General features: G+C 70.4%; 21 protein-coding genes. 9 read left to right on the forward strand and 12 right to left on the reverse strand.

Going from position 1 to position 23,712, the window contains the following annotated elements:
• The first annotated feature begins 140 nt into the window (after positions 1–140).
• Positions 141–1,373 carry an acetyl-CoA hydrolase/transferase family protein gene (locus ACA514_RS18085; RefSeq protein ID WP_375042314.1) on the forward strand — a complete coding sequence of 411 codons (1,233 nt, stop codon included), beginning with the start codon at positions 141–143 and terminating at the stop codon, positions 1,371–1,373.
• Positions 1,374–1,654: 281 nt separating this feature from the next.
• On the opposite strand, the gene ACA514_RS18090 is transcribed toward ACA514_RS18085, so the two are convergent.
• A complete protein-coding gene (locus ACA514_RS18090) occupies positions 1,655–2,641 on the reverse strand; it encodes a PIN domain-containing protein (protein ID WP_375042315.1) in 987 nt (328 codons plus the stop codon).
• A 300-nt stretch (positions 2,642–2,941) separates the two neighbouring features.
• On the opposite strand from ACA514_RS18090, the gene ACA514_RS18095 reads away from it, so the two are divergent.
• A complete protein-coding gene (locus tag ACA514_RS18095; protein ID WP_375042316.1) occupies positions 2,942–3,358 on the forward strand; it encodes an HPF/RaiA family ribosome-associated protein in 417 nt (138 codons plus the stop codon).
• Between the two features lie 711 nt (positions 3,359–4,069).
• Positions 4,070–4,435: a hypothetical protein gene (locus tag ACA514_RS18100; RefSeq protein ID WP_375042317.1), complete on the forward strand. Its 366-nt coding sequence runs from the start codon at positions 4,070–4,072 to the stop codon at positions 4,433–4,435.
• Between the two features lie 109 nt (positions 4,436–4,544).
• On the opposite strand, the gene ACA514_RS18105 is transcribed toward ACA514_RS18100, so the two are convergent.
• Both ACA514_RS18105 and ACA514_RS18110 read right to left on the reverse strand, forming a co-directional pair.
• Positions 4,545–5,639, reverse strand: a complete 1,095-nt coding sequence (locus tag ACA514_RS18105; protein WP_375042318.1) for an acetate/propionate family kinase — start codon at positions 5,637–5,639, stop codon at positions 4,545–4,547.
• Between the two features lie 21 nt (positions 5,640–5,660).
• Positions 5,661–8,021: a phosphoketolase gene (locus ACA514_RS18110; protein ID WP_375042368.1), complete on the reverse strand. Its 2,361-nt coding sequence runs from the start codon at positions 8,019–8,021 to the stop codon at positions 5,661–5,663.
• A 196-nt stretch (positions 8,022–8,217) separates the two neighbouring features.
• On the opposite strand from ACA514_RS18110, the gene ppk2 reads away from it, so the two are divergent.
• Positions 8,218–9,033 carry a polyphosphate kinase 2 gene (ppk2, locus tag ACA514_RS18115; protein WP_375042319.1) on the forward strand — a complete coding sequence of 272 codons (816 nt, stop codon included), beginning with the start codon at positions 8,218–8,220 and terminating at the stop codon, positions 9,031–9,033.
• A 13-nt stretch (positions 9,034–9,046) separates the two neighbouring features.
• Here ppk2 and narI read toward each other — a convergent pair whose 3' ends face one another.
• The 6 genes from narI to ACA514_RS18145 form a co-directional block, all read right to left on the reverse strand.
• Positions 9,047–9,814, reverse strand: a complete 768-nt coding sequence (narI, locus tag ACA514_RS18120) for a respiratory nitrate reductase subunit gamma (protein WP_375042320.1) — start codon at positions 9,812–9,814, stop codon at positions 9,047–9,049.
• Positions 9,811–10,497 carry a nitrate reductase molybdenum cofactor assembly chaperone gene (gene narJ / locus ACA514_RS18125; protein WP_375042321.1) on the reverse strand — a complete coding sequence of 229 codons (687 nt, stop codon included), beginning with the start codon at positions 10,495–10,497 and terminating at the stop codon, positions 9,811–9,813. The genes narI and narJ overlap by 4 nt, the downstream gene beginning before the upstream one ends.
• Positions 10,494–12,248 carry a nitrate reductase subunit beta gene (gene narH, locus ACA514_RS18130; RefSeq protein WP_375042322.1) on the reverse strand — a complete coding sequence of 585 codons (1,755 nt, stop codon included), beginning with the start codon at positions 12,246–12,248 and terminating at the stop codon, positions 10,494–10,496. Before narH ends, narJ begins: the two co-directional genes overlap by 4 nt.
• Positions 12,248–15,949, reverse strand: coding sequence for a nitrate reductase subunit alpha (locus ACA514_RS18135; protein ID WP_375042323.1), 3,702 nt, complete (start codon positions 15,947–15,949; stop codon positions 12,248–12,250). The genes narH and ACA514_RS18135 overlap by 1 nt, the downstream gene beginning before the upstream one ends.
• A complete protein-coding gene (locus ACA514_RS18140) occupies positions 15,946–17,250 on the reverse strand; it encodes an MFS transporter (RefSeq protein WP_375042369.1) in 1,305 nt (434 codons plus the stop codon). The genes ACA514_RS18135 and ACA514_RS18140 overlap by 4 nt, the downstream gene beginning before the upstream one ends.
• 488 nt (positions 17,251–17,738) lie before the next feature.
• Positions 17,739–18,224 (reverse strand): pyridoxamine 5'-phosphate oxidase family protein, encoded by a 486-nt coding sequence (locus ACA514_RS18145; protein ID WP_375042324.1) that lies wholly within the window; start codon positions 18,222–18,224, stop codon positions 17,739–17,741.
• Positions 18,225–18,857: 633 nt separating this feature from the next.
• Between ACA514_RS18145 and ACA514_RS18150 the strand changes: the two genes are divergently transcribed.
• Positions 18,858–19,358 (forward strand): hypothetical protein, encoded by a 501-nt coding sequence (locus ACA514_RS18150; protein WP_375042325.1) that lies wholly within the window; start codon positions 18,858–18,860, stop codon positions 19,356–19,358.
• Positions 19,359–19,396: 38 nt separating this feature from the next.
• Here the strand turns inward: ACA514_RS18150 and ACA514_RS18155 are convergent, their stop codons facing one another.
• The 3 genes from ACA514_RS18155 to ACA514_RS18165 form a co-directional block, all read right to left on the reverse strand.
• Complete coding sequence (locus tag ACA514_RS18155) at positions 19,397–19,804, reverse strand: hypothetical protein (RefSeq protein ID WP_375042326.1); 408 nt, start codon at positions 19,802–19,804, stop codon at positions 19,397–19,399.
• Entirely contained in the window at positions 19,801–20,331 is a 531-nt protein-coding gene (locus ACA514_RS18160; RefSeq protein WP_375042327.1) for a universal stress protein, read from the reverse strand. Before ACA514_RS18160 ends, ACA514_RS18155 begins: the two co-directional genes overlap by 4 nt.
• A gap of 86 nt (positions 20,332–20,417) precedes the next feature.
• Positions 20,418–20,987: a hypothetical protein gene (locus ACA514_RS18165; RefSeq protein WP_375042328.1), complete on the reverse strand. Its 570-nt coding sequence runs from the start codon at positions 20,985–20,987 to the stop codon at positions 20,418–20,420.
• A 226-nt stretch (positions 20,988–21,213) separates the two neighbouring features.
• Here ACA514_RS18165 and ACA514_RS18170 point away from each other — a divergent pair, with 226 nt between their 5' ends.
• The 4 genes from ACA514_RS18170 (at position 21,214) to ACA514_RS18185 (ending at position 23,709) form a co-directional block, all read left to right on the forward strand.
• Positions 21,214–21,792: a hypothetical protein gene (locus ACA514_RS18170; RefSeq protein ID WP_375042329.1), complete on the forward strand. Its 579-nt coding sequence runs from the start codon at positions 21,214–21,216 to the stop codon at positions 21,790–21,792.
• Positions 21,793–22,069: 277 nt separating this feature from the next.
• Complete coding sequence (locus tag ACA514_RS18175; protein ID WP_375042330.1) at positions 22,070–22,483, forward strand: Hsp20/alpha crystallin family protein; 414 nt, start codon at positions 22,070–22,072, stop codon at positions 22,481–22,483.
• A gap of 78 nt (positions 22,484–22,561) precedes the next feature.
• Positions 22,562–23,140 carry a universal stress protein gene (locus ACA514_RS18180; protein WP_375042331.1) on the forward strand — a complete coding sequence of 193 codons (579 nt, stop codon included), beginning with the start codon at positions 22,562–22,564 and terminating at the stop codon, positions 23,138–23,140.
• Between the two features lie 257 nt (positions 23,141–23,397).
• Positions 23,398–23,709 carry a hypothetical protein gene (locus ACA514_RS18185; protein ID WP_375042332.1) on the forward strand — a complete coding sequence of 104 codons (312 nt, stop codon included), beginning with the start codon at positions 23,398–23,400 and terminating at the stop codon, positions 23,707–23,709.
• Positions 23,710–23,712: the final 3 nt, after the last annotated feature.

Genomic DNA, 23,712 nt, shown 5'->3' on the forward strand with positions numbered 1-23,712 from the left:
GCCGCCGGCCGGACTCACTAGGGAGGGAAGTCCCGGTCCACGGGACGAAGGTCCTGATGAACCGGGAATCGGCGTGCGTCATCATGAGCTGAACGCGGCCTCGGCCGCACCGAACCCGTCCCCCAAGGAAAGGCACCCGCATGCGCGTCATCTCGGAGCGGCACCTCGCCCGGATCCTGGCCGGCCTGCCGGGACGTCCGAGGATCGTGGCGGGCGGCAACTTCGCCGCGCCGCGGCGCGCTCTGAAGATCGTGGACGAGGCGATGGGCGAGTACCGGCTGTTCATGCTCAACGCGCAGGAGGACCTGCCCGACCGCGAAGGGGTCGACCTGGAGACGCCGTTCGTCGGGGCCGGGATGCGCGGCCGCGCGAACCTGCGGTACTTCCCGTCGCGGCTGTCGCTGGTCCCGAACCTGCTCAAGGAGTCGCTGCCGCCGGACGTGGTGATCGTGCAGACCTCGCCGCCGTCCGCCGGGACCGTCTCCCTGGGCATCGAGGTCAACATCCTCCCGGCGGCCATCGAGGCCGTCCGGGCGCGCGGCGGCCTCGTGATCGCCCAGCTCAACGCGCACATGCCCTACACCTTCGGCGACGCCGTCCTGGCGGAGGACGAGATCGACTACGCGATCGTGGCGGACGGGCCGCTCGCCACGCCGGTGCCGCGCCCGCCCGGCGGGGCGGCCCGCCGGATCGGCGAGCGGGTCGCCCGGCTCGTCCCCGAGCACGCCACGCTCCAGCTCGGCATCGGCGCCGTTCCCGACGCGGTGCTCGCCTCCCTCCTGGACCGCCGGGGCCTCGGCGTCTGGTCGGAGATGTTCAGCGACGGCGTCCTGGCGCTGGAGAAGGCCGGCGCGCTCGACACCGGCGCCCCGATCACCGCCTCGTTCGCCTTCGGCGGCCGGGAGCTCTACGACTGGGCCGACCGCAACGACCGGATCCGGATGCTGCGCACGGAGAAGACCAACGACCCGGGCCTCATCGCCCGCCGGCCCCGCATGGTCGCGGTGAACTCCGCGCTCCAGGTCGACCTGTTCGCCCAGGCCAACGCCAGCCGGGTGCGCGGGGCGATCTACTCCGGCTTCGGCGGGCAGACCGACTTCGTCGTCGGCGCCCTGCACTCCCCCGGCGGGCACGCGGTGATCGCCCTGCCCTCGTGGCACCCGCGCGCGGACGTCTCCACCGTCATCGCGCGGCTGGCGGGCCCGGTGACCTCGTTCCAGCACAGCTACATCGTCAGCGAGCAGGGCACCGCCGCGGTCTGGGGCAACGACGCCGCGTCCCAGGCGCAGCAGATCATCGACAACGTCGCGCACCCGTCCGCCCGCGAGGAGCTGCGCGAACAGGGCCGGGAGCTCGGTTTCCCGCTCCCGTGACGGCACCGCGCACACCAATCGTCGGCACACGCCCTCAGCCTCAGCGGCGCTCGGCCAAGCACCTGCCCCGTGCCGAGCGAGAAGAGATCTCACGCGAAATCGCGCACGGCGGACGCGGCACCTACCGCGCCGTCACCGCCGGTCAGGCCATACCAGCGCGCGCCGCCTCATCGACGCTGACCGCGACCCGAAGCTGTACGGTCGTGGAAAACAAGCTCCCCCTGCACTGGCCTCCCGGCCTGACCCGACCCGGCGGGTGTCGTGTTACCGGGGCAGCCCCCTTACTGGCCGTTCTGCTCCACACCGCTGGCCGCCACGTCGATCGAGGCGGTGCGATGTGCGGGGTGTTGGGTACCGCGGGGCGGTTTGGGCGGCTTGTGGGTCGCATCAGGCAGGTCGAGCAGGACCGTGTCCAGGCCGGCGAGCTCGGCGCGGGACGACATGCCGCCGTCCCCAGTGAGCAGGGTGACTTTTCGACCCGCCAAGGCCTGGAAAGCCACGGCCCGCGCAATGATCTCGTCATCCGCGCGGGGCAGCCGGACATGGCATGGAGGGTCAGGCCACAAGTCCAGTGTGAGCGCACCGCCGCGAACGCCCGACGACCGGCCCGTCTGGCCACGCTGGCGGACCACGCCGTGCGGCAGCAGCCCCATCATCTGCTTGATCGTCTCCCGCGCATTGGTCTTGGCCGCGCCCTGGCCGCGGTCCTTCAGCCGGTCCAGCTCATCCAAGACCGGCAGGGGCAGCACCAGATGGACGTCCCGCCCCGGGAGCGCACGAGCGTCGGCGCCCACATCCCAGTCCTTCAGCCGGCTGGGGTGATGACAGAACACGTTCGCATCGGCAATCACCAACGATCCGGACCGGTCTGCGCGCTCCAAAAGAGTGCTCCACTGCTCCAACGTCGCAATGGCCTGCTCGAAGTGGTGGACATGCTCATCGATCTCCAGGGTGAGAATCTCCCGGATCGGCCCGCTGCCCGGCTGATCCACCGGCTTCAGCCCCGCCGGGGAACTGGTGAACAGCACCGGAACCTGCATGGACAACAGCGCCTCGTACCGGTCAGTGAGCACCAGCCTCCCCATGTCGGTCTCGCTGATCTGCCGGCGCAACTGCGTGCGCGCGGCGTTGACCCACGCCTGATACGCCCGGTGCAGCGCATACGGACCATGCTGGCTGCCCGCAAGGTTCTGCGCGTCGGTGACGAGCCTGCGCATCACCTGCGAGACATGACGACGGTCCGCGCCTGACTCCAGCGTGATCAGCATGGACATCACAGTGCACCAGGCAACGCCTCGCAGACCACCGCATTCCCTATCCCGCCGCCTCGGAGGCCGACCGCCGGTTTCTCCACTCAGCCTCTCCGTAGCCGGTAGCGGCATGCCGCTACCGGCGTGAGGATGCACCCGGCCACGTCCACCAGACCATCTGGTTGGACCGAAGGCCCCCGGTCAGGGGACCAACGTCCCTGGGACGGCTGTGGTCAGCGGGGCCATCGTGGAGGAGCAGACCGAAACAGGACGGTCTCCCCCGGGGCGACCGGGCGGCCGATTTCTCCAGGAGAAGCCATGCCAGATCAGGACCGGTCCCGCGCTGGGTCACCAGCGGAGGCGGCCCCGACATTGCCGATGTGCTTCGCCCTGTCCGGCGACGTCAACGCTGACCAGATGCAGCGCGCCCGGACGGTGTTCTCCCGGGTGCTGGCGCACGCCCACGAACCGGTCCTGTCGGTCCGGGCGACCCTGGCCCTCGCACCCTTGCACAGCAAATCCTCAACGGCGGAGGCGTCGGTGCAGGCCGACATCAACGGCCGGCTCCTCCACGCGCATGCCGAGGCGGCGTCGCTGCACGAGGCGATCGCCGCGACGGCGGACCGGCTCGCGGCCCAGATGACGCGCTCCGCGCGGGATTGGGAATCGCGTCGCGGCCAGCATCCGCGCCGGTCACGTGGTGACGGCGACGCACCGGCCCTCTGGCTGCCATGACCGGGGCCCCAGCCGTGGCGGTTCGTCTTTTTCCGCGACGGCGAGCTGGAACTGCACGCGGACACGTCGCAGCGACTGCCGGTGACCGATCCGCGCGGCCGTTCGATGACGATGAGCTGCGGCGCCGCGCTGCTGAACGCGCGGCCGGCCATGCTGACCTCGGACCACCACCCTGACGTGCGGGTTCTCGCCGGAGCCTGGAGCGGCTCCACACGCCTGGCCGAGATCCAGACCGATCCCAGGGTCACCGCCCCCGGCCGCCGAGCGACGCCTCTACGCGGCGGTCCACACCAGGCACAGCAACCGCATGCCCCCAGGACCTCCGGGGACGGCATGGCGGTCGACCGGCCCCGGTACGGCACCTTCCGAACAGGCGGCGTCGGTCGGCGCCGACCCATGCGTCGTCCAAGACGCACCGCGCGGCGAAGCGACGGCCCCTAGACTTGGCTGAGCGGGACAGGCGCCGCAGCAGACGCTGCTCACCACGACCGATTTCGGAGTCGCGGCCAACCCGCTCACCCAACCGCTGGACATGCGGGACATGGACCACGCAAGCCGCCACTCCGCGATCCGACGCGCGACGCCACATCAGGCGACCGTCCGTGTCCGGTACGGGCCCAGGGCGCCGTCCAGTTCGTGCCGTCCGGTCTCCGATGTGCTGGGGACGCGCCGTCCGACGACCGCGGCTGCTCCGGCCCAGCGACCAGCACGGTGCTCTCTAGGGAACACGCCGACATCGTTCGAACGTTCCCGCCCGCCATCGCGGCGCACGGCGCCGGGATCACCGGGCGGTTCTACTCCTCGATATTCGCCACGCATCCCGAACTGCGGAATCTGTTCAACCAGGCCAACAGCGAGCAGCGCCAAGCCCTGGCGGGCTCAGTGGTCGCCTTCGCCAGGCAACTGTCCGGGCTGGACACAACCGTCGCACCGCGATGGGCTGCTGCGGTGACCGTGGCGGCGGCGGTCGTGACGGTCGGTGGGGCGGCCGCGTCCGGCGTCCAGGTGGTCCGGATCAGGCACAGCGGCGCCGACGCGGTATGGCACGACGTGGCCGCTCATCCGGGCAGCCGCTGAAGACCATGGGCAGGAGCCGCGGTCGTCCAAGCGGACGACCGCGGCGACCGGTCACGGCCGTCAGGTGCCGCCCGGCTCGCTTTCCACCCGTGTTCGCCCGGCGTCCTCCTCAGGTATCCGCGAGGACGGAGCGGGTGGCCGCGGCGATCTCGAGGTCTTCGCGGGCGGAGACCACGACGGTCGCCACCGTCGCGTCGGACGGGCTGATCACCGCGTCGGCGTGGGCCGCGACGTTGCGGTCCGGGTCGACGGCGACGCCCAGGAAGGCCAGGTCCGCGGCCAGCTGCCGTCTCGTCTCAGGGTCGTGTTCGCCGACACCGCCGGTGAACACCAGCGCGTCCAGGCCGCCCAGCGCGGCCGCCATGGCGGCCGCGCAGGCGCGGAGCCGGTGGTGGTAGACCGCCAGCGCGGCCACCGCGACCTCGTCGCCGCCGGCGGCACGCGATCGCAGTTCGCGCATGTCGCCGGTTCCGGCGAGGGCGCACAGCCCGGAGCGGTGCTCGAGGGCGTCGGCGACCTCGGCCGCGGGGACGCCGTGCGCCAAGAGCCACAGCGGGATGCCGGGGTCGATGCTGCCTGCACGAGTTGCCATGACCAGGCCCTCCTGCGGCGTGAAACCCATGGTCGTGTCGACCGAACGGCCGCCGGCCACCGCCGTGAGCGACGCTCCCGATCCCAGGTGGCACACCACCAGGCGCAGGCCGGCGGGGTCGGCGTCCAGGAGTTCGGCCGCGCGACGAGCCGCGTAGGCATGCGAGAGGCCGTGGAAGCCGTATCGGCGCAGGCCGAAGCGTTCACGCCATTCGGCGGGCACCGCGTAGGTGGCGGCGGCCTCGGGCAGGGTGGTGTGGAAGGCCGTGTCGAAGCAGGCCACCACCGGCACGCCGGGAAGCGCCCTGCGGATCTCTCCGAGCGCGTACAGCGACAGCGGCTGGTGCAAGGGCGCCAGGTCGACCAGCGCGTGCAGGCGTTTGGTGACCTCGTCGTCGATCAGCATCGGGTGGGTGTAGTCGCTGCCGCCGTGCACGAAGCGGATGCCGACCGCGTCGGGACGCGGCAGCCGCGCCACCGTCGCGATGACACGCTCAGCGGCGCGATCGGCCCCGCCGGTGGGCAACTCGATGTGGACGCCGGCGGTGTCGTCGGCATCCAGGAGGCTGAGCTTGACGCTGCTGGAACCGGGGTTGACGGTGAGGATTCGCATGACGGGCTCCTTCGCAACGGCTCAGTACGGCCAGGTCCAGTCGCGGATCTCGGGGGCGTCCTCGCCGTGCTCGCGGGTGTAGGCGCGCAGCCGCATCCGCTCGTCCACCATGCGCTGCCGGACGTTCGCCACACGACCCCCCAGGGAGGGGACGCGGTCGATGACGTCCATGACGAGGTGGAAGCGGTCCAGGTCGTTCAGCATCACCATGTCGAAGGGCGTGGTGGTGGTGCCTTCCTCCTTGTAGCCGCGGACGTGCAGATTGTGGTGGCCCGCGCGGCGGTAGGTGAGCCGGTGGATCAGGTAGGGGTAGCCGTGGAAGGCGAAGATGACGGGCTTGTCGGTGGTGAACAGGGCGTCGAACTCCACGTCGGGCAGCCCGTGCGGATGTTCCTCGACGGGCTGTAGCCGCATGAGGTCGACGACATTGACGACCCGGACCCGCAACTCGGGGAAGAAGCCCCGCAACAGATCCACCGCGGCGAGTGTCTCCAGGGTGGGAGTGTCGCCGGCGCAGGCCAGGACGACGTCGGGGTCTGCGCCGCCGTCGGTGGACGCCCACTCCCAGATGCCGATTCCGCGCGTGCAGTGGGCGATCGCCTGGTCCATCGGCAGCCAGACCGGCGCGGGCTGCTTGCCGGCGACGATGACGTTGACGTAGTCGCGGGAGCGCAGGCAATGGTCGCCGACCGACAGCAGCGTGTTGGCGTCCGGCGGCAGGTACACCCGGACGATCTCCGGCTTCTTGTTCATGACCACGTCCAGGAAGCCGGGGTCCTGGTGGGTGAAGCCGTTGTGGTCCTGCCGCCAGACGTGCGAGGACAGCAGGTAGTTCAGCGACGCGATGGACCGCCGCCACGGCAGGTGCCGGGTGACCTTCAGCCACTTGGCGTGCTGGTTGAACATGGCGTCGACGATGTGGATGAACGCCTCGTAGCTGTTGAACAAGCCGTGCCTGCCGGTCAGCAGGTAGCCCTCCAGCCAGCCCTGGCACAGGTGCTCGCTGAGCACCTCCATGACGCGGCCGCTGCGGGCCAGATGCTCGTCGGTGTCGCGCACGTCGCCCTCGAAGACGCGGTCGGTGACCTCGAAGACGGCACCCAGCCGGTTGGAGGCCGTCTCGTCCGGCCCCATGATCCGGAAGCTGCGCGGATTCGCGGCGACGACGTCGCGCAGGTAGTCGCCGAGCACGCGGGTGGCCTCGGCGGTGGCGGTGCCGTGCTTGTCCACCGGCACGGCGTAGGCGCGCAGGTCGGGAAGGTCGAGGGGCCGCAGCAGAAGCCCGCCGTTGGCGTGCGGGTTGGCGCTCATCCGGCGGTCCCCGCTCGGTGCCAGGTCCCGCAGCACCGGAACCGGCCGCCCGGCCTCGTCGAAGAGCTCCTCGGGCCGGTAGGACCGCAGCCACGCCTCCAACTCGGCCAAGTGGGCGGGGTTGTCGCGGACACCGGCGAGCGGCACCTGGTGCGCCCGCCACGTGCCCTCGACCGGCAGGCCGTCGACCTGCTTCGGTCCGGTCCAGCCCTTCGGCGACCGTAGAATGATCATCGGCCAGCGGGGACGGTCCGTCGCCCCTTCTTCGCGGGCGGCGCGGTGGATGCCGGCGATCTCGTCCAGTGCCCGGTCCAGTGCCGCCGCCATGGCGCGGTGCATGGTGGCGGGGTCGTCCCCCGAGACGACGATCGGGGCGTGCCCGTATCCCTCGAACAGCTTGACCAGCTCGTCCTCGGAAATGCGGGCGAGCACGGCCGGGTTGGCGATCTTGTAGCCGTTCAGGTGCAGGATCGGCAGCACCGCGCCGTCATGCACCGGGTCGACGAACTTGGTGGAATGCCAACTGGTCGCCAACGGCCCGGTCTCGGCCTCCCCGTCCCCGACGATGCACGCCACCACCAGGTCGGGGTTGTCGAAGGCGGCGCCGTAGGCGTGCGCGAGCGAATAGCCGAGCTCGCCGCCCTCATGGATCGACCCCGGCGTCTCCGGCGCCACATGGCTGGGTATCCCGCCGGGGAAGGAGAACTGCCGGAACAGCCTCTTCATCCCCGCCGCGTCGCGTGAGACCGCGGGGTAGACCTCGCTGTAGGTGCCCTCCAGCCAGGCGTTGGCGACCGCGGACGGCCCTCCGTGCCCGGGGCCCATGACGTAGATGGCGTCCAGATCGCGCGCCTTGATCACCCGGTTCAGGTGGACGTAGCAGAAGTTGAGCCCCGGCGAGGTGCCCCAATGTCCCAAGAGCCGCGGCTTGATGTGCTCCGGCCGCAGCGGCTCACGCAGCAGCGGGTTGTCCAGCAGATAGATCTGCCCGGCCGACAGGTAGTTGGCCGCCCTCCAGTAAGCATCGATCGAATCGAACTCCGAATCGGCCTGCAGACCACTTCGCACCATCGTGGACGTCACCGTTCCTCCTCTGGGATCACTGACCCCAGAGGACCACGGGGAAAGGCTCGCACGACAGGGCCGAAAGTCACATGCGCTGTCCGACGCGACGCGCCGCGATCCCCCAGGCGGCGCGACGTTCGCGGTCGGCGGCCGAGGGCGCCGTGATCTACTTGGCCGAGCACGCCGGAACGGGAGGCCCGCCATGAGCAAGGCATCGGGCAAGGTCAAGCGGCTGCCCCGTGACGTCTACGAGCGGGAGCTGGCCCGGCTTCAGGCGGAGCTGGTGACGCTGCAGGAGTGGGTGCGCGCCGAGGGTGCCCGCGTCGTCGTGGTCTTCGAGGGCCGGGACGCGGCCGGGAAGGGCAGCACCATCAAGCGGGTCTCCGAGTACCTCAACCCCCGGGTGGCCCGCATCGCGGCGCTGCCCGCCCCGACCGACCGCGAACGCACCCAGTGGTACTTCCAGCGCTACGTCGAGCATCTGCCCGCGGCCGGCGAGCTCGTGCTGTTCGACCGGTCCTGGTACAACCGGGCGGGCGTCGAGCGGGTCATGGGCTTCTGCACCCAGCAGGAGTACACGCGCTTCCTGCACCAGTGCCCGATCTTCGAGCGGCTGCTCGTCGAGGACGGCGTCCTGCTGCGCAAGTACTGGTTCTCGGTCAGTGACGCCGAGCAGGAGCGGCGCTTCCGGAGCCGGCTGGAGGACCCGATGCGGCGGTGGAAGCTGTCCCGGATGGACCTGGAGTCGATCACCAGGTGGGAGGATTACTCGCGGGCCAAGGACGAGATGTTCGTCCACACCGACATCCCCGAGGCGCCGTGGTACGTCGTGGAGAGCGAGGACAAGCGACGGGCGCGGATCAACATGATCGCCCACCTGCTGTCGACCGTTCCCTACGCGGAGGTGGAGCGCCCGCCGCTCGAACTGCCTCCGCGGCCCGCCCCGAAGGGATACGAGCGGTCGCCGCGCGAGATGCAGACCCAGGTCCCCGACCACTCCGCCACGCTGCGCTCCTGATCGGAGGCGCCGGTCAGGTCCGTTCCCATCCGCGGCGAGGTGGGAGCGCGCCCAGCTGGACGTCGCGGGAGCGGTAGACGATGTAGGGGCGGGTCAGGTAGCCGACCGGGGCGGTGAGCATGTGCACCAGCCGGGTGAACGGCCAGATGCAGAACAGCACCATGGCGCTGATCGCGTGCAGCTTGAACAGGATCGGCACGTCGCCCATCAGGCCGGCGTGCGGGTCGAGGTAGAAGATGGAGCGGAACCACACCGAGACTGTCGTCCGGTAGTCGTAGCCGCCGCCGAGCATGTTGGCGACGACGGTGGCGGACAGGCCGAGCAGGATGGTCGCCCCGAGCACCGCGTACATCAGCTTGTCGTTGCGCGTGGTGGCGGAGAACACCGGTCCGACCGTCCGGCGCCGATAGATCAGGATCGCCAGCCCGACGATGGTGCACGCTCCCGCGATGGTGCCGAGGACCAGCGCCATGGCGTGGTACATGTCCTCGCTGATCCCGACGGCGTCGGTCCAGCTCTCGGGGACGAGGATGCCGCCGACGTGGCCGAGCAGGACGACCAGGATGCCGAAGTGGAACAGCGGGCTGCCGATGCGCAGCAGCCGGTTCTCGTAGAGCTGGGACGAGCGGGTCGTCCAGCCGAACTTGTCGTAGCGGTACCGCCAGACGTGCCCGAGGACGAACACCGCGAGGGTGACGTACGGCAGTGCGACCCACAGCAGGGTGGCGCCGACACCGGCGTCGCCCTTGTCGGCGGCGAGGACGGGCAGTTGGCCGGTCATGAGCGGGCTCCAACGACGGGATCGGGCAGGAACACGGGCCCCGGGGCGGTCGCGTCGCCGCCGTAGGGGGCCAGGCCGACCTCCTCCTCGGGAGGCCCCTCGGCGACGAGCCGGGCGATGGCATCCTCGGTGCGGCCGGTGAGCGGCGGCAGCGTCGCCGAGACCGCGTCCAGGACGGCCGCCCACGGCGAGCGGCTGTCGGTGAGGGCCAAGCGAAGCAGTTCCAGGCCGGCGCGGTGCTCGACCAGCAGCCGGCGTCCCTGCACCGGGTCGCCGGTGGCGGCGAACTCCAGGACCACGGCGAGATGGTCGGGCAGTTCGCCGTCGTCCAGGACCAGTCCCGCGGTGGTGTAGGCCTGCTTGAAGCGCAGCAGCGCCATGCCGCGCTTGCGGGTGTCACCGTAGGCGTAATAGGTCAGGTAGAGGCAGCAGCGCTTGCGGTGGTCGAACGTGGCGACGTACTCGGCCTCCAGGTCCCGCGGCGGGGTGGCGTCCAGGTGGTCGAGGAACCCGTGCAGCGGTGCTGCCACCGGCTCGGGAAGCGTGCCCGCGGCGCGGCGCAGCAGCGGGCGCCGCCCGAGCAGTTCCTCGTCGGGGTAGCCGAGCAGCAACGACGCCGCCTGCCACGCGGTGGTCAGCCGGCCCTCGTCCAGGGCGGCCTTCCTCGAGGCTCTGATCTTCACGGCTTGGGCTCCGTTTCGGCGGCGCCGGAGTCGGCGGGCGGATCGGCGTCGTTCGGGCCCGGGCCTTCGCGGCCGCGGCCGTCGTCGCGACGCACGGGGAACAGCCCGGTCGGCATACCCTTGCCGTCCCAGTTCAGCAGGTTGACGCGTTCGTGCTTGTCGGCCGGGTCGACCGGGTTGTCGGAGGTCTGCCGCTCCTTGAGCATGTGGAAGTTCTCCACCGCGATCGGGAGCGCGCCGCCGGACGCCTCACCGAACGGGCCGGAACCGCCGCCCAGCCCGGCTCCACCCATCCCCGGCCCGCCGTCGTAGTCCAGCGCGCACTCGGTCGCCAGCTCCTCCAGGCCGTGGGCCTGCTCGGCGTGCGCGGGCGGGATGACGTAGCGCTCGTCGTACTTGGCGAGGGCGAGCAGCCGGAACATGTCGTACATCGATTCGCCCGACATGCCCACCGCCTCGGGGATCGCGTCGTCGGGATCGCGGCCGAGGTTGATGTCGCGCATGTAGGAGCGCATCGCGGCCAGCTTGCGGAGCACGGCGTCCACCGGGGCGGTGTCCCCGGCGGTGAACAGTTCGGCGAGGTAATCCACCGGGATGCGCAGCGCGTCGATCGCCGCGAACAGGTTCCCCCTGTCCTCGGCGTCGTGCCCGGTGTCGCGGACGACGTCGACGACCGGGGACAGCGGCGGGATGTACCAGACCATCGGCATCGTCCGGTACTCCGGATGCAGCGGCAGCGCGACCTTGTAGGTGCTGATGAGCGCGTACACCGGGGACCGCTGCGCGGCCTCGATCCAGTCGGCGGGGATCCCGTCGCGCTCGGCCGCCGCGATGACCTGCGGGTCGTGCGGGTCGAGGAACACCTGCCGCTGCGCCTCGTACAGGTCGGTGTCCTCAGGGACGGACGCGGCGTCGAGGACCTTGTCGGCGTCGTACAGCATCAGCCCGATGTAGCGGAGCCGCCCCACGCACGTCTCCGAGCAGACCGTCGGGATGCCGACCTCGATGCGCGGGAAGCAGAAGGTGCACTTCTCTGCCTTTCCGGTGCGGTGGTTGAAGTACACCTTCTTGTACGGGCAGCCCGACACGCACATCCGCCAGCCGCGGCAGCGGTCCTGGTCGACCAGGACGATGCCGTCCTCGGTGCGCTTGTAGATAGCGCCGGACGGGCACGACGCCGCGCAGGAAGGGTTGAGGCAGTGCTCGCAGATCCGCGGCAGGTAGAACATGAAGGTCTTGTCGAACTCCATCTTCACCTTGTCGGAGATGTCCTTGAGCAGGACGTCCTTGTCGCCGTGCTCGACCGAGCCGCCGAGGTCGTCGTCCCAGTTCGCCGACCAGGTGACCTTGGTGTCCTTGCCCGACAGCAGGGACTTGGGGCGGGCGACGGGCGTGTGCTCCTGTAGCGGCGCGTTGGTGAGGGTCTCGTAGTCGTAGGTCCAGGGCTCGTAGTAGTCGCCGATGCTCGGCAGCTTGGGGTTGGAGAAGATCGTCAGCAGCTTGCGGAGCCGCCCGCCGCCCTTGAGCGCGAGCCGGCCGCGCTTGTTGAGCGTCCAGCCGCCGCGCCAGCGCTCCTGGTCCTCGTACCGGCGCGGGTAACCCTGGCCGGGGCGCGTCTCGACGTTGTTGAACCACACGTACTCGACGCCGCTGCGGTTCGTCCACGCCTGCTTGCAGGTGACCGAGCAGGTGTGGCAGCCGATGCACTTGTCGAGGTTCATCACCATCGCCATCTGGGCCATGACCCGCATCAGTACTGCACCTCCTGGGAGCGGCGGCGGATGACGGTGATCTCGTCGCGCTGGTTGCCGGTGGGGCCGAGGTAGTTGAAGGCGAACGACAGCTGCGCGTACCCGCCGATGAGGTGGGACGGTTTGATGAGCAGCCGGGTGAGGGAGTTGTGGATGCCGCCGCGGCGGCCGGAGGTCTCCGAGCGCGGGACGTCGATGAGCTTGTCCTGCGCGTGGTACATGTACACGGTGCCCTCGGGCATCCGGTGCGAGACGATCGCGCGGGCGACCACGACGCCGTTGCGGTTGACCGCCTCGATCCAGTCGTTGTCGCGGACGCCGATCTTCGCCGCGTCCGTCCCGCTCATCCAGATCACCGGGCCGCCGCGCGACAGCGACAGCATGAACAGGTTGTCCTGGTACTCCGAATGGATCGACCACTTGTTGTGCGGGGTGAGGTACCGGACGGTCAGCCCGAGCTCGCCGGTCTCGCCCAGTTCGGGCTCGCCGAACAGGGCGGACATGTTGAGCGGCGGACGGAACGTCGGCAGTTGCTCGCCGAGCTCGGCCATCCAGTCGTGGTCCAGGTAGAAGTGCTGCCGGCCGGTCAGCGTGTGCCACGGCTTGAGCCGCTCCACGTTGATCGTGAACGGCGAGTAGCGGCGCCCGCCGGCCTCCGAGCCCGACCATTCCGGCGAGGTGATGACCGGGACGGGTCGGGCCTGGGTGTCGGCGAACGTGATCTGCTTGCCCTCGTGCTCGGCGGCGAGGTCGGCGAGTCGCTGCCCGGTGCGTCTCTCCATCGCCTTGAACCCCTGGGTGGCCAGGTGCCCGTTGGTGGTTCCGGACAGGGCAAGGATCGTCTCGCAGGCGTGCACGTCCCGCTGCAGCGAGGGGCGCCCGTCCGCGGGGCCGCCCCGCACCACGCCGTTCTTGTGCTTGAGGTACTCGACCGGCCCTTCCAGGTCGAAGGTGACGCCCTTGGTGGTACCGCCGAGCCGCTCGGCGAGCGGGCCGAGCGCGGTCATCTTCGCCGCGACCGCCGGATAGTCGCGCTCGACGGTCACCAGCTTCGGCAGCGTCAGGCCGGGGACGGGCTCGCATTCGCCCTTGGCCCAGTCCAGGACGCGTCCGTGCGGGGTCGCCATCTCGTCGGGGGTGTCGTGCAGCAGCGGCACCGCGACGACGTCCTTGCGGACACCGAGATGCGTCCCGGCGAGCCGGCTGAACGCGGCGGCGATGTCCTGGAACGCCCGCCAGTCGCTGCGGGTCTGCCACGGCGGGGCGATCGCCGGATTGAACGAATGCACGAACGGGTGCATGTCCGTGGTGTTCAGGTCGTGCTTCTCGTACCAGGTCGCCGCGGGCAGCACGATGTCGGAGTAGACCGTGGTGCTGGTCATCCGGAAGTCCAGCGACAGCAGCAGGTCCAGCTTCCCCGCGGGCGCCTCGTCCCGCCACACGACCTCCTCGGGGCGCTTGCCCGGCGGCGTCTCCTCCGCCCGGACGGCGTCGGCCGCGCCGAGCAGGTGCTTGAGGAAGTACTCGTTGCCCTTGGCGGACGAGCCGAGCAGGTTGGACCGCCACACCGTCAGGACGCGGGGGAAGTTCTCCGGCGCGTCCGGGTCCTGGCAGGCGAACTTCAGCCGCCCGGCCTTCAGCTCCTCGACGACGTGCTCACCGGCCCCCTTTCCGGCCGCCTCGGCCTCGTCGGCGAGGTCGAGAGGATTGCGGTCGAAGGTCGGATAGGACGGCATCCAGCCGAGCCGCGCCGCCTGCGCGATCACGTCGGCGGTGGACCGCCCGGCGAGCTGCCCGCCGCCCGCCGCCGCCGACAGGGCGCCGGCGTCGAACTGGTCGTAGCGGTACTGGTCGGAATGCAGGTACCAGAAGGCGGTGCCGATCATCTGCCGGGGCGGGCGCGACCAGTCCAGCCCGAAGGCCAGCTGCGCCCATCCCGTCACCGGGCGGCACTTCTCCTGCCCGACGTAGTGCGCCCAGCCGCCGCCGTTGACGCCCTGCCCGCCGGTCAGCGTGGTCAGCGCGAGGAACGTCCGGTAGATGGTGTCGGAGTGGAACCAGTGGTTGGTGCCCGCTCCCATGATGATCATCGATCGGCCGCGGGACTCCTCGGCGTTCGCCGCGAACTCGCGCCCGATGCGCTCGGCCGCCTGCGCGGGGACGCCGGTGATGCTCTCCTGCCATGCCGGGGTGCCCGGCTCCGACGCGTCGCCATAGCCGGACGGCCACGACCCGGGCAGCCCGTCCCGGCGCACGCCGTACTGGGCCAGCAGCAGGTCGAACACGGTCGTGACCAGGTGGCCGCCGACCTCCCGGACCGGCACGCCCCGGCGGAGCGTTCCCGGCGCGCCGTCGACGCCGTCGAACCGGGCCAGCTCGACCTCGACCGCCTCGCCGCCCGCGACCGACAGCAGCGGGTCGGCGTCGCCCAGGTCCAGGTTCCACTTCCCCACGCCGGCCTCGCCGTACCGGAACCCCAGCGAACCGTTCGGGACCAGCGGACGCCCGGTACCGGCGTCCAGGATCACGGTCTTGAACGCGGCGTTCTCGGACTCCGCCTCGGCGCCCGGCAGGTCGGCGGCGGTGAGGAACTTGCCCGCCACGTACTTGCCGTCGCGCTCCTCCAGCCGCACCAGGAACGGCAGGTCGCTGTAGCGCTTGACGTAATCGGTGAAGTACGGGACCTGTCGGTCGACGAAGAACTCCTTGAGAACGACGTGGCCCATGGCCATCGCCAGTGCCCCGTCGGTCCCGGGCGCGGCGGCCAGCCACTCGTCGGCGAACTTGACGTTGTCGGCGTAGTCGGGCGACACCGCCACGACCTTCTGCCCCCGGTACCTGGCCTCGGTCATCCAGTGCGCGTCCGGGGTCCGCGTCACCGGCAGGTTGGAACCCCACATGATCAGGTACCCGGCGTCCCACCAGTCCCCCGACTCCGGCACGTCGGTCTGGTCGCCGAACACCTGCGGCGACGCCACCGGCAGGTCGGCGTACCAGTCGTAGAACGACAGCATCGTCCCGCCGAGCAGCGACACGAACCGGGCACCGGACGCGTGCGACACCATCGACATCGCCGGGATCGGCGAGAACCCCGCCACCCGGTCCGGACCGAACTCCTTGATCGTGTGGACGTGCGCCGCGGCGATCATCTCCGTGGCCTCGTCCCAACTCGCCCGCACCAGGCCGCCGCGACCGCGCGCGCTCTTGTACCGGCGGGCCTTCTCCGGATCGGAGACGACCTCCCGCCACGCCTCCACCGGGTCGCCCGTCCGCGCCTTCGCCTCCCGGTACATCTCCAGCAGGACGCCCCGGACGTACGGGTAGCGGACGCGGGTCGGCGAGTAGGTGTACCAGGAGAACGACGCGCCACGGGGGCAGCCGCGCGGCTCGTACTCCGGGCGGTCCGGGCCGACCGACGGGTAGTCGGTCTGCTGCGCCTCCCAGGTGATGATGCCGTCCTTGACGTACACCTTCCACGAGCACGAGCCGGTGCAGTTCACCCCGTGGGTGGACCGCACCACCTTGTCGTGCGACCACCGGTCCCGGTAGAACGCGTCCGCCTGCCGTCCGCCCGCCTTCGTCAGCGTCCGCAGGTCGGGCGACACCTTCGCGCGCGTGAAGAACCGCCGCGTCCCCACCAGCGCCTGCTCGACCGGGCCGTCCAATCCGGGCCGCGCACCGCGCCCGCTCTCGTCCTTCACCGGGACTGATCCTTCCTGCTGGTCGAGGCGTCCTGCGCGACGCCGTCCTCGTTCGTCGTACGCGGGTCTCCGCGCGAGTCGCCGACGTCGCCGGCACGGAACGATCCCTTCCCGGTGATCGGCGGCGCGATGTCCGGTTCGCCGGATTGTCGCTCGTTGGCCGTCCGCCGCACCACCGTGGCGGTGAAGAGCGCGGCGGCCCCCGCGACCACGGCCAGCAGGACGAGCCCGACCGCGTACGAGCCGAGGCTTCCGTAGACCAAGCCCATCACCAGCGGCGGGACGAACCCGCCGAGACCGCCGGCGGCGCCCACCACTCCGGTCACCGCGCCGACCCTGTTCGCCGGCGCCGCCTGCGCGACCAGCGCGAACGTCGCGCCGCTGCCGGCGCCGAGCGCCGCCGCCATGCCCAGGAACGCGATCGTCCCGAGCGGGAGCAGCGCTGGCGCAGGCGCCTGGACCAGCGCGAACACCGCGGTCACCACCAAGGCGACGACCATGACGCGCACCGGCCCGAGCCGGTCCGACAGCCACCCGCCGACCGGGCGCATCACGACCGCCAGCAGGACGAAGCCCGCCATCCGGTTCGCCGCGTCCACCTGCGCGAGCCCGTACTCGGTCTTGAGGTAGGTGGGCAGGTAGACCGAGAACGCCACGTACCCGCCGAACGCCACCGCGTACAGCGCCGCCGCCTGCCACGTGACGCCCAGCCGGGCCGTCGCGGCCAACCGCCGCGCGAGCGGCTCCTGCGGAACCGCGCGCCCCGGCGCCTCCCTCAGCACGACCGCCGCCACCACCGCGTAGACCGCCAGCACCACCGCGGTCACCACGAACGGCGTCTCCTCACCCCACCGGTCGACCATCCGGACCGTCGTCAGCGCGCTGATCGCGGTACCGCCCATGCCCGCGCCGAACACACCGATCGCCAGCCCGCGGCGCTCCGGCGGAAACCACGCGTTGACGAACGGCACCCCCACCGCGAACGCCGTCCCGCCGATGCCCAGGAAGAACCCGCCCACCAGCAGTTCGTCCAGTGACGACTGCCCGGCCAGCCCCAGGTAGAGAACGGGGACGATCGTCACCGCCGACACCACCGGGAGCATGATCCGGCCGCCGAACCGGTCGGTCAGCGCCCCGACCGGGATGCGGCCGAGCGAACCCACCACCACCGGCACCGCCACCAGCAGCGCCTGCTGGAACGAGCTGAGATGCAGCGACTCCTTGAACCGTGGCCCGAGCGGGCTCAGCAGCGCCCACGCCCAGAAGTTCAGCGCGAACCCCAACGTGACCAGCACCAGCATCACCAGCGGACGCGGGCCACCACGGACCGCGGCCGGCACGCTTGTGCGCGAGCCGGCCCCCTCTCGCGAACCACCCATTGCCTGCACCGCCTCAATCGCTTGATGCCGCGCTCCACCGCATGACGCAGTACCCGCGCTAAGCCCGCGAACCGTGATCGACTCGCGTCGAGACCACACTGCTGGATTCAGCCGACCGTAAATAGGGACGTTGGTCCCGTGGCGCGGGCCCTTCCGGGCCACCGGTGGCGCGCAGCCCAGGTTGCGGGGCGGACATGGCCAACCCCAGGACGTACCTGCTTATCCCCGGCCCTCAGGTGCGCGCGCGACCAAGATCGCGTTTGCGAAGTACTTCCTGTGGAAGGTTCGTAAGGGTCACGTCCTGCTCCCGTGAAGACCGCTTGCGGCCCACTGCGTCACGTGGGCCGCAGACGGTCGTGCACTATGTGCTGCAAGCACTTGACCGGGCAGCACTGACCGGGCTGCTGCGGTCAGCCGAGTGCAGCGCCGCTGTCTCCTCCGTGCCGCATGCCAAGGGTCCCGGCGTCATCGTTCAAAGCAACGTCCGCCCCGTCCGGAATGCGACGCCCGGAAAGCATCTCAGGACGGATCCTGATGAACAGGTCCCGTTGCCCCGGCCCCCGGGGGCGCAGTTCGATCTCCTCCAGCGACGCGATCTCGCCTGGCGCGGAGACCCGCCGCGCCGGACCGACCGCGACCACGGACCAGCCCATGCACGCGCCGGCATCGAACGCGTCGATCTCGAAAGCGACGATGCTCCCGGTCGCAGCGGTGGCCAGCCGGGAGGTCCGCGAAGTCCGGAAGACGATGTCCTCGCCGTCCAGGACATAGTTGACCGGTTGGATCGCCGGCAAGGCGTTGTGGGTGAAGACGATCCGGCCGACCTCGGCATGCCGCAGCAGATCCCGGCACTCGCGGGGACCGAGAATCTCCAGACCGCTGCGATCGAATTGCATGATTCCAGGATGCAAGTGCGCGCGTATGCCCTCTCAGGGTCCAAGGTCCCGACTCCTTGTTCCGCCGACTCCAGGGGCACCCTGCGGCCCCATGGGTGAAGATCTTTTCGCTAGGTTCATCGGGTCGGGCCTCCTCGCGCGGATTGAGCAACGGCCGGTCCGAAGGATTTTCGTCCCTGTTTGGACTACGCGAGCAGTAAACCGTTCTGCCAGCTCATCGAGTCGGTCCATACGCGTCGGCCAACGCATCCTGACCATGACCGCAGCGATCTGGCACAACCACCGCACCGGCCAACCCATCCGCCGGTCACTGACCGCCTTCTCGACCGGTGCTGGCCCGGCTTGCGCGCCGCGGTGCGGTGGCGCCGTTGCACCGTGCGCACGCACTGCACCGGCGCCCTGGACCTGCCCGAGACGACATGGCACGACCGGCCAGCCGTCGGCCGTGGCACCACGCGCACCGTGGCCACAGACCAGTCCGCCGCGGCGGGACTGGTCGCCGAGGTCGGAATCGCCGCCGCGCAACTCGCCCTCCGGGATCTCGGTGAAGCCCCAGGGCGGCCCGGACCCGAGCCCGCTCATCGCCACGACCAAGACCGGTCCCGATGATGCCGGCCTGTCCGGAAGTGGCCGGTGCCGAACCTGATCGTCCCGCCGGTACGTGCCCTGTTCATGACACCCACCACGCGTTTCGGAGCCGTCGCCGCGTTCCTCACCGTGCTGACGGCCGCCACAGCACCGATGGCCGACGCGGCCACCGGCACACGCGCACTGGACTGCACGCAGACCACCGTGACCCGCCCCGCCCTCAAACGCGTGGCAACGGGCACCATGGACCCGACTCAGGGGAACCTGCTCTCGGCGACGGTGGCCCGAGCCACGACCGGCCGGGTGGACGTCACCACCGACCATCCCGTGCTGGACAACACCTTCATGGACGGTGCCTACCTGCGCCAGCACGGATGGAACACCTGGCTGCTGGGCCCCCAGATCGGATCGCCGTCGATCACCTACTACCTCATGCTGCCCACCACACCGCCGGCGACCGGCAGCGCCTTCGCCGGACTGGTCTTCGTGGACTTCGGCCCACAGGGCGGAGCCAACGACTTCGCGATGAACTGCACGGCCGGCTGACCCCGGTCGCCACATCGTCGACTGGCCGCTCGGCCTGTTTACCGAAGACTACTTTCGCGCAGATCAGGCCGCATTTTCTTACCCGTTGAGGATGCCGCCCGGACGCTGCGTTCTTCGAATATTCGGGTGGTTATCTCGTCCGGTTCGGTGATCGTTGGAGGCTGCGGCTTCGCCGGCCGGATCGGGGTCAACGTCTCGTCGTGGGCCCGGTCGAACTCGTAGTGCGTGGCGGGCCTCAGCCGGGACGGCGACACACCGGCGTCGGGGATCCCATGAGCCCGCAACACGACACGGAAGCCGGTGATCACCGTTTGCTCCGCCTGGAAGGCTTCGGCCGGGCTCTGCTCGAGGCTGGCGAGCTCGACCTTGACCCGCGCGGAGTCGGGCTCGGCGGCACCGAAGGTCGCCGCCCTGCGCTTGCCGAAAATCTCGTCCGCGCAGGTCAAGCAGCGTTCTCGTACTCGTTGAGAATCCCGCCCAGACGTTGCCTTCTTCGAATGCGGTGCTCCAGGCTCGTCTCCGGCCGCTCGCGCACCACGATCACGGGGCAGGGCGCATGCGCGGCCAGTTGCAAGGCGACCGATCCGAGCTCCACGCCGGCGAACCCGCCGCGCCCCCGCGAGCCGACGACGAGGAGCTCCGCGCTCCTACCGGCCGACATCAGCACCGATGCCGCCCCGCCGCTCTCCAGGACGGCATGAACATCCCGATACCCCTGAGCGACCTCGGTCCCCTCGGCCAGAGTCTCCTTTGCCGCGGCACTCAGATCGGCGACCGGCATCGTCATCGCGCCGGCGGTCATGTACGGCTCCCACGCATGGCAGATGCTGAGCGGGACGTTGCGCAGCCCGGCCTCTCGCGCCGCCCACCGAACAGCGGCCGCACTGTGCGCCGAACCGTCGTAGCCGACGACGACGCCGTGGCTCTTCCGCCCGATCTTCATGGTCTCCGTCTTCCTGCGAAGAACTGTCATCACATCTCCTTGGGAATACGCGAGAGGCGGACACGTGCGGAGAGGCGCCCACCGCGAGGTGAGCGCCTCTCCGTTCGGGGGTCGGTTCACTTGAGGATCGGAAGGCGCCGGACCAGGGGCATCTTGGCCCACCAGCGGCCGAGGCCGAGGGTGTCGCCGGCGCTGACCAGGGCCAGGCCGACGATCAGGATCGCGTAGATCAGGTGGTCGTCCATGAACAGGTTGTTGGCCGGCGGCAGGACCGCCGACCACATCATGACCAGCAGCGCCGCTCCCCCGGCCGCCGCGATCCGCATGCCGACACCCAGGATCAGGGCCGCGCCGACGCCGCCGAGACCGATCATGAACAGCCAGTCGGCCCAGGCCGCACCGGCGATGTCGTGGTAGAACCCGGCGAACGGGCCCTTCGGCGAGAACTTCAGGAACCCTTCGGTGGGGCTACCGCCCTCGGTCCACGCCTTGGCCGCGGGAGTCTCATGACCCAGCCCGAACAACTTGTCCAGGAACGCCCACAGAAACACCCACCCCAGCGCCAGCCGCGCGACCGCCCACATGTACCGGGCCGCGGGCGACTCGGTCAACGGCTTGGGGGCCACCACCCGCACCAGCGCGCGGTGTCCGTGCCTGGTGCTCATCTCGTGCTCGGAGACCGCCATCGCGTCTCACCTTCCATCGCATCGCTTTCTCTTTTGCCACCTCGAACTCAACTCCATGAGCAGCGCGTGCTGTAGATCCGTTCGGATCATGTTGGACAGGACCTAAGTCCCTTTAACCGACCGCATACAGGCCCGAACAACGCTCTTCCTCAGGCCAGACGTCCCTGCCGCACGGCGGTTCCGTGGTTCTAACCTCGCCGAGAAGGACATGGGCCGGGAGGGTGATATGAAACTGGCGAGCATTTGGCAGGGCACGAATCGCCGCCGCCGGAGCTGCGGCTTCGACACCAATGATCTGCGTCGAGAAGTGGACAGATTGCAGTGGTTCCTCGGACTGGTGCTGCTCATCGCCGGTATCGGCGTCGCGTCGATGACGGCCGCCTATGTCGGCAGAGCCGCCTACGTTTCCGGAATCCGGACGGAACGCCATGAGGCCGCCACGTTCCATAAGGTCGACGCGGTGGTCGAGAAGGTCAGGGACGGGCAACGCGACCGCGACCTGACGGTGGCATGGATCGCATCGGACGGTTCACACCGATCCGGCACTTACGAGAGTTGGCGTGGAGCGTCCGTGGGCGACCACGTTCGGGTCTGGGCCGGCCCGGCCGGGGTCAGGGAGGACCGCCCACGCTCGCACGCACGGACCATCGACGACACGGCCGCTCGCACGACAAGCACCACCGCCGCGACCGCGGCCGTGTTCGCGGGCGGATACTGGCTGCTGCGACGCCGCCTGGACCGGGTTCGATACGGGCAGTGGGACGCCGCCTGGGCCGACTTCGACCGGCATCGCATCGGACCGTGAAGGGGCCACCGCACCTCCCGGCGCGTTAACGGCCGTCAGAACTCCGCCGGACTTTGGTCCCGGCGCGAGGTGACCGATGGCCATGGGGAACCGGCTCCGCCGGAGGGAGCATGAAGTCGGCACCCACCGATGGGAGCCGGGCACCGAGTCCGGAGCAGCCGACCAGGCGGCCCTCTCCGGCCGCGGGACCCACCGTCGCCAAGACGGGCATCCGGCATCCCGGCGCCCCCGATCCCACCGGCGGGTGCCACCAGGCCCCGCCCCAAGGGAGGCACCCATGTCCGCACCGGAGCGCCGCACGTCACGCGGCATCTTCCCCGACCTGTTCGACTGGTTCGACTCACCGTTCGCGATCTTCCGCGGCGGCACCCAGGCCATGCGGGTCGAAGACTACGTCGACGGCGACGACCACGTCATCCGCGCCGAGCTGCCCGGAATCGACCCCGACAAGGACGTCGAGATCACCGTTTCCGGCGGTGTGCTGCGCATCCACGCCCAGCGGCATGAGGAGAAGAAGGAGGCGCACCGGTCGGAGTTCACCTACGGCTCCCTCACCCGTTCCTTCAGCCTCCCCGCCGACATCGAGGCCGACGACATCAAGGCGTCCTACGACCAGGGCATCCTCACCGTCCGCGTGCCGACGCCCAAAGCCGCGAAGCGCGAAGCCAAGCGGATCACCATCGACAAGTGACGCGGGGGCGGGGGCATCGGACCGGGAAACCCGTCCGGTGCCCCCGTGGCATCCCGGCGGAGAAGGAAGATGACGGCGATGACACACGTACCCGACACCGACCGGATCGTCGTCGGCGTGGACGGCTCCGCGGCCTCCCTGGCCGCCCTGCGCTGGGCCGCCGGCCAGGCGACGCTGCAGCACGCCGAAATCGTCGCCGTCCGCGCATGGCGAGCCAGCCGCGACTGGCTCGCCCCCTATGCCGTGGCCGCCCGCCGCCCCTCCCCCGCCCAGGAACGCGAGCGGGCCCGGAACGGGCTGGCCACGGACGTGCTGAAGACCCTCGGTCCGCTCCCACAGGTACCGATCCGGCAGGAGCTGGTCCGCGGCGGCGCCGCACGCGCGTTGATCGCCTACGCCGGCGAAGCGCAGCTGCTCGTCCTCGGCGGACGGTGCGATGATCGGTCGGCGGAGGTCTTCGTGGGGCCGGTCGCTTCCGCCTGCCTGCGGCACGCCCCGTGTCCGGTCGTCCTCGTTCCGCCCGCCCCCGTCCCCGCCCGTGCGGCCGACGACCGCGGCGGCGGGCTGCGGCCGTCACGGCCGGGACGGACGGCACCCGACCATGTGTCCTTGGCCTCTGCGGACCTCGCCGCCCGCAGCGGAACATGGAGGCACTAGGACGAGAGCGGTTCCCCGGCACTCGGCCGAGATGAATGCCCGGCGCCGCTGAGCACCCAGACCATCGGCCGGATCGTCTCGACCGATCAGGCCCGGCCCGCGGTGACGCTGGTCCGGTTCACCGTCGACGACGGCGGACCGGTCGTCTGCGCCCCCTGGCGAGCGGTAGGCGCATGAAACCGCGGCAGGGCTTTGGTCCCGTGATGATGACACGAACGGCCCTGCCCTGGAAGACGGCGAGAAGGGAACCTCGAAGCATGAACACCGACTTCCCGCGCCTCCCGTTCACCAGGTCCGACAGGACGCAGGCGCCCGAGCGGCGCGTCCCCGCAGACGACGCCGTGTCGCCCAGGGTGCCCGCCCTCAGCAGGCAGGCGTGCTGCTGCCTGGCCAAACCGGTCGTCGTCGCCGTGATGCCGGTCACCGATCAGCGGCCCGACCCCGTCGACATCCATCTGTGCGCCCACCACTACCGGGCTTCTCGCAAGTCCCTGGCGTCGGCCGGCGCGATCGTCTTCGACCGGAACGGCGCTCTGGTGACCGGCACCGACCCCTTCGAGCTGGTCTGACCC

This window comes from Actinomadura sp. NTSP31 (genome assembly GCF_041951385.1).
Taxonomy (GTDB): domain Bacteria; phylum Actinomycetota; class Actinomycetes; order Streptosporangiales; family Streptosporangiaceae; genus Spirillospora; species Spirillospora napierensis.

Excerpts from the sequence above, each read along its gene's own strand:
- ACA514_RS18095 (WP_375042316.1), top strand. The coding sequence starts at position 2,942 with ATGCCAGATCAGGACCGGTCCCGCGCTGGGTCACCAGCGGAGGCGGCC.
- ACA514_RS18105 (WP_375042318.1), bottom strand. The coding sequence starts at position 5,639 with ATGCGAATCCTCACCGTCAACCCCGGTTCCAGCAGCGTCAAGCTCAGC.
- ACA514_RS18180 (WP_375042331.1), top strand. The coding sequence starts at position 22,562 with ATGACACACGTACCCGACACCGACCGGATCGTCGTCGGCGTGGACGGC.
- ACA514_RS18175 (WP_375042330.1), top strand. The coding sequence starts at position 22,070 with ATGTCCGCACCGGAGCGCCGCACGTCACGCGGCATCTTCCCCGACCTG.
- ACA514_RS18090 (WP_375042315.1), bottom strand. The coding sequence starts at position 2,641 with ATGCTGATCACGCTGGAGTCAGGCGCGGACCGTCGTCATGTCTCGCAG.
- ACA514_RS18140 (WP_375042369.1), bottom strand. The coding sequence starts at position 17,250 with ATGCTGGTGCTGGTCACGTTGGGGTTCGCGCTGAACTTCTGGGCGTGG.
- ACA514_RS18165 (WP_375042328.1), bottom strand. The coding sequence starts at position 20,987 with ATGGCGGTCTCCGAGCACGAGATGAGCACCAGGCACGGACACCGCGCG.
- ACA514_RS18145 (WP_375042324.1), bottom strand. The coding sequence starts at position 18,224 with ATGCAATTCGATCGCAGCGGTCTGGAGATTCTCGGTCCCCGCGAGTGC.
- ACA514_RS18185 (WP_375042332.1), top strand. The coding sequence starts at position 23,398 with ATGAACACCGACTTCCCGCGCCTCCCGTTCACCAGGTCCGACAGGACG.
- ppk2 (WP_375042319.1), top strand. The coding sequence starts at position 8,218 with ATGAGCAAGGCATCGGGCAAGGTCAAGCGGCTGCCCCGTGACGTCTAC.
- ACA514_RS18160 (WP_375042327.1), bottom strand. The coding sequence starts at position 20,331 with ATGACAGTTCTTCGCAGGAAGACGGAGACCATGAAGATCGGGCGGAAG.
- narH (WP_375042322.1), bottom strand. The coding sequence starts at position 12,248 with ATGCGGGTCATGGCCCAGATGGCGATGGTGATGAACCTCGACAAGTGC.
- narI (WP_375042320.1), bottom strand. The coding sequence starts at position 9,814 with ATGACCGGCCAACTGCCCGTCCTCGCCGCCGACAAGGGCGACGCCGGT.
- ACA514_RS18170 (WP_375042329.1), top strand. The coding sequence starts at position 21,214 with ATGAAACTGGCGAGCATTTGGCAGGGCACGAATCGCCGCCGCCGGAGC.
- ACA514_RS18085 (WP_375042314.1), top strand. The coding sequence starts at position 141 with ATGCGCGTCATCTCGGAGCGGCACCTCGCCCGGATCCTGGCCGGCCTG.
- ACA514_RS18110 (WP_375042368.1), bottom strand. The coding sequence starts at position 8,021 with ATGGTGCGAAGTGGTCTGCAGGCCGATTCGGAGTTCGATTCGATCGAT.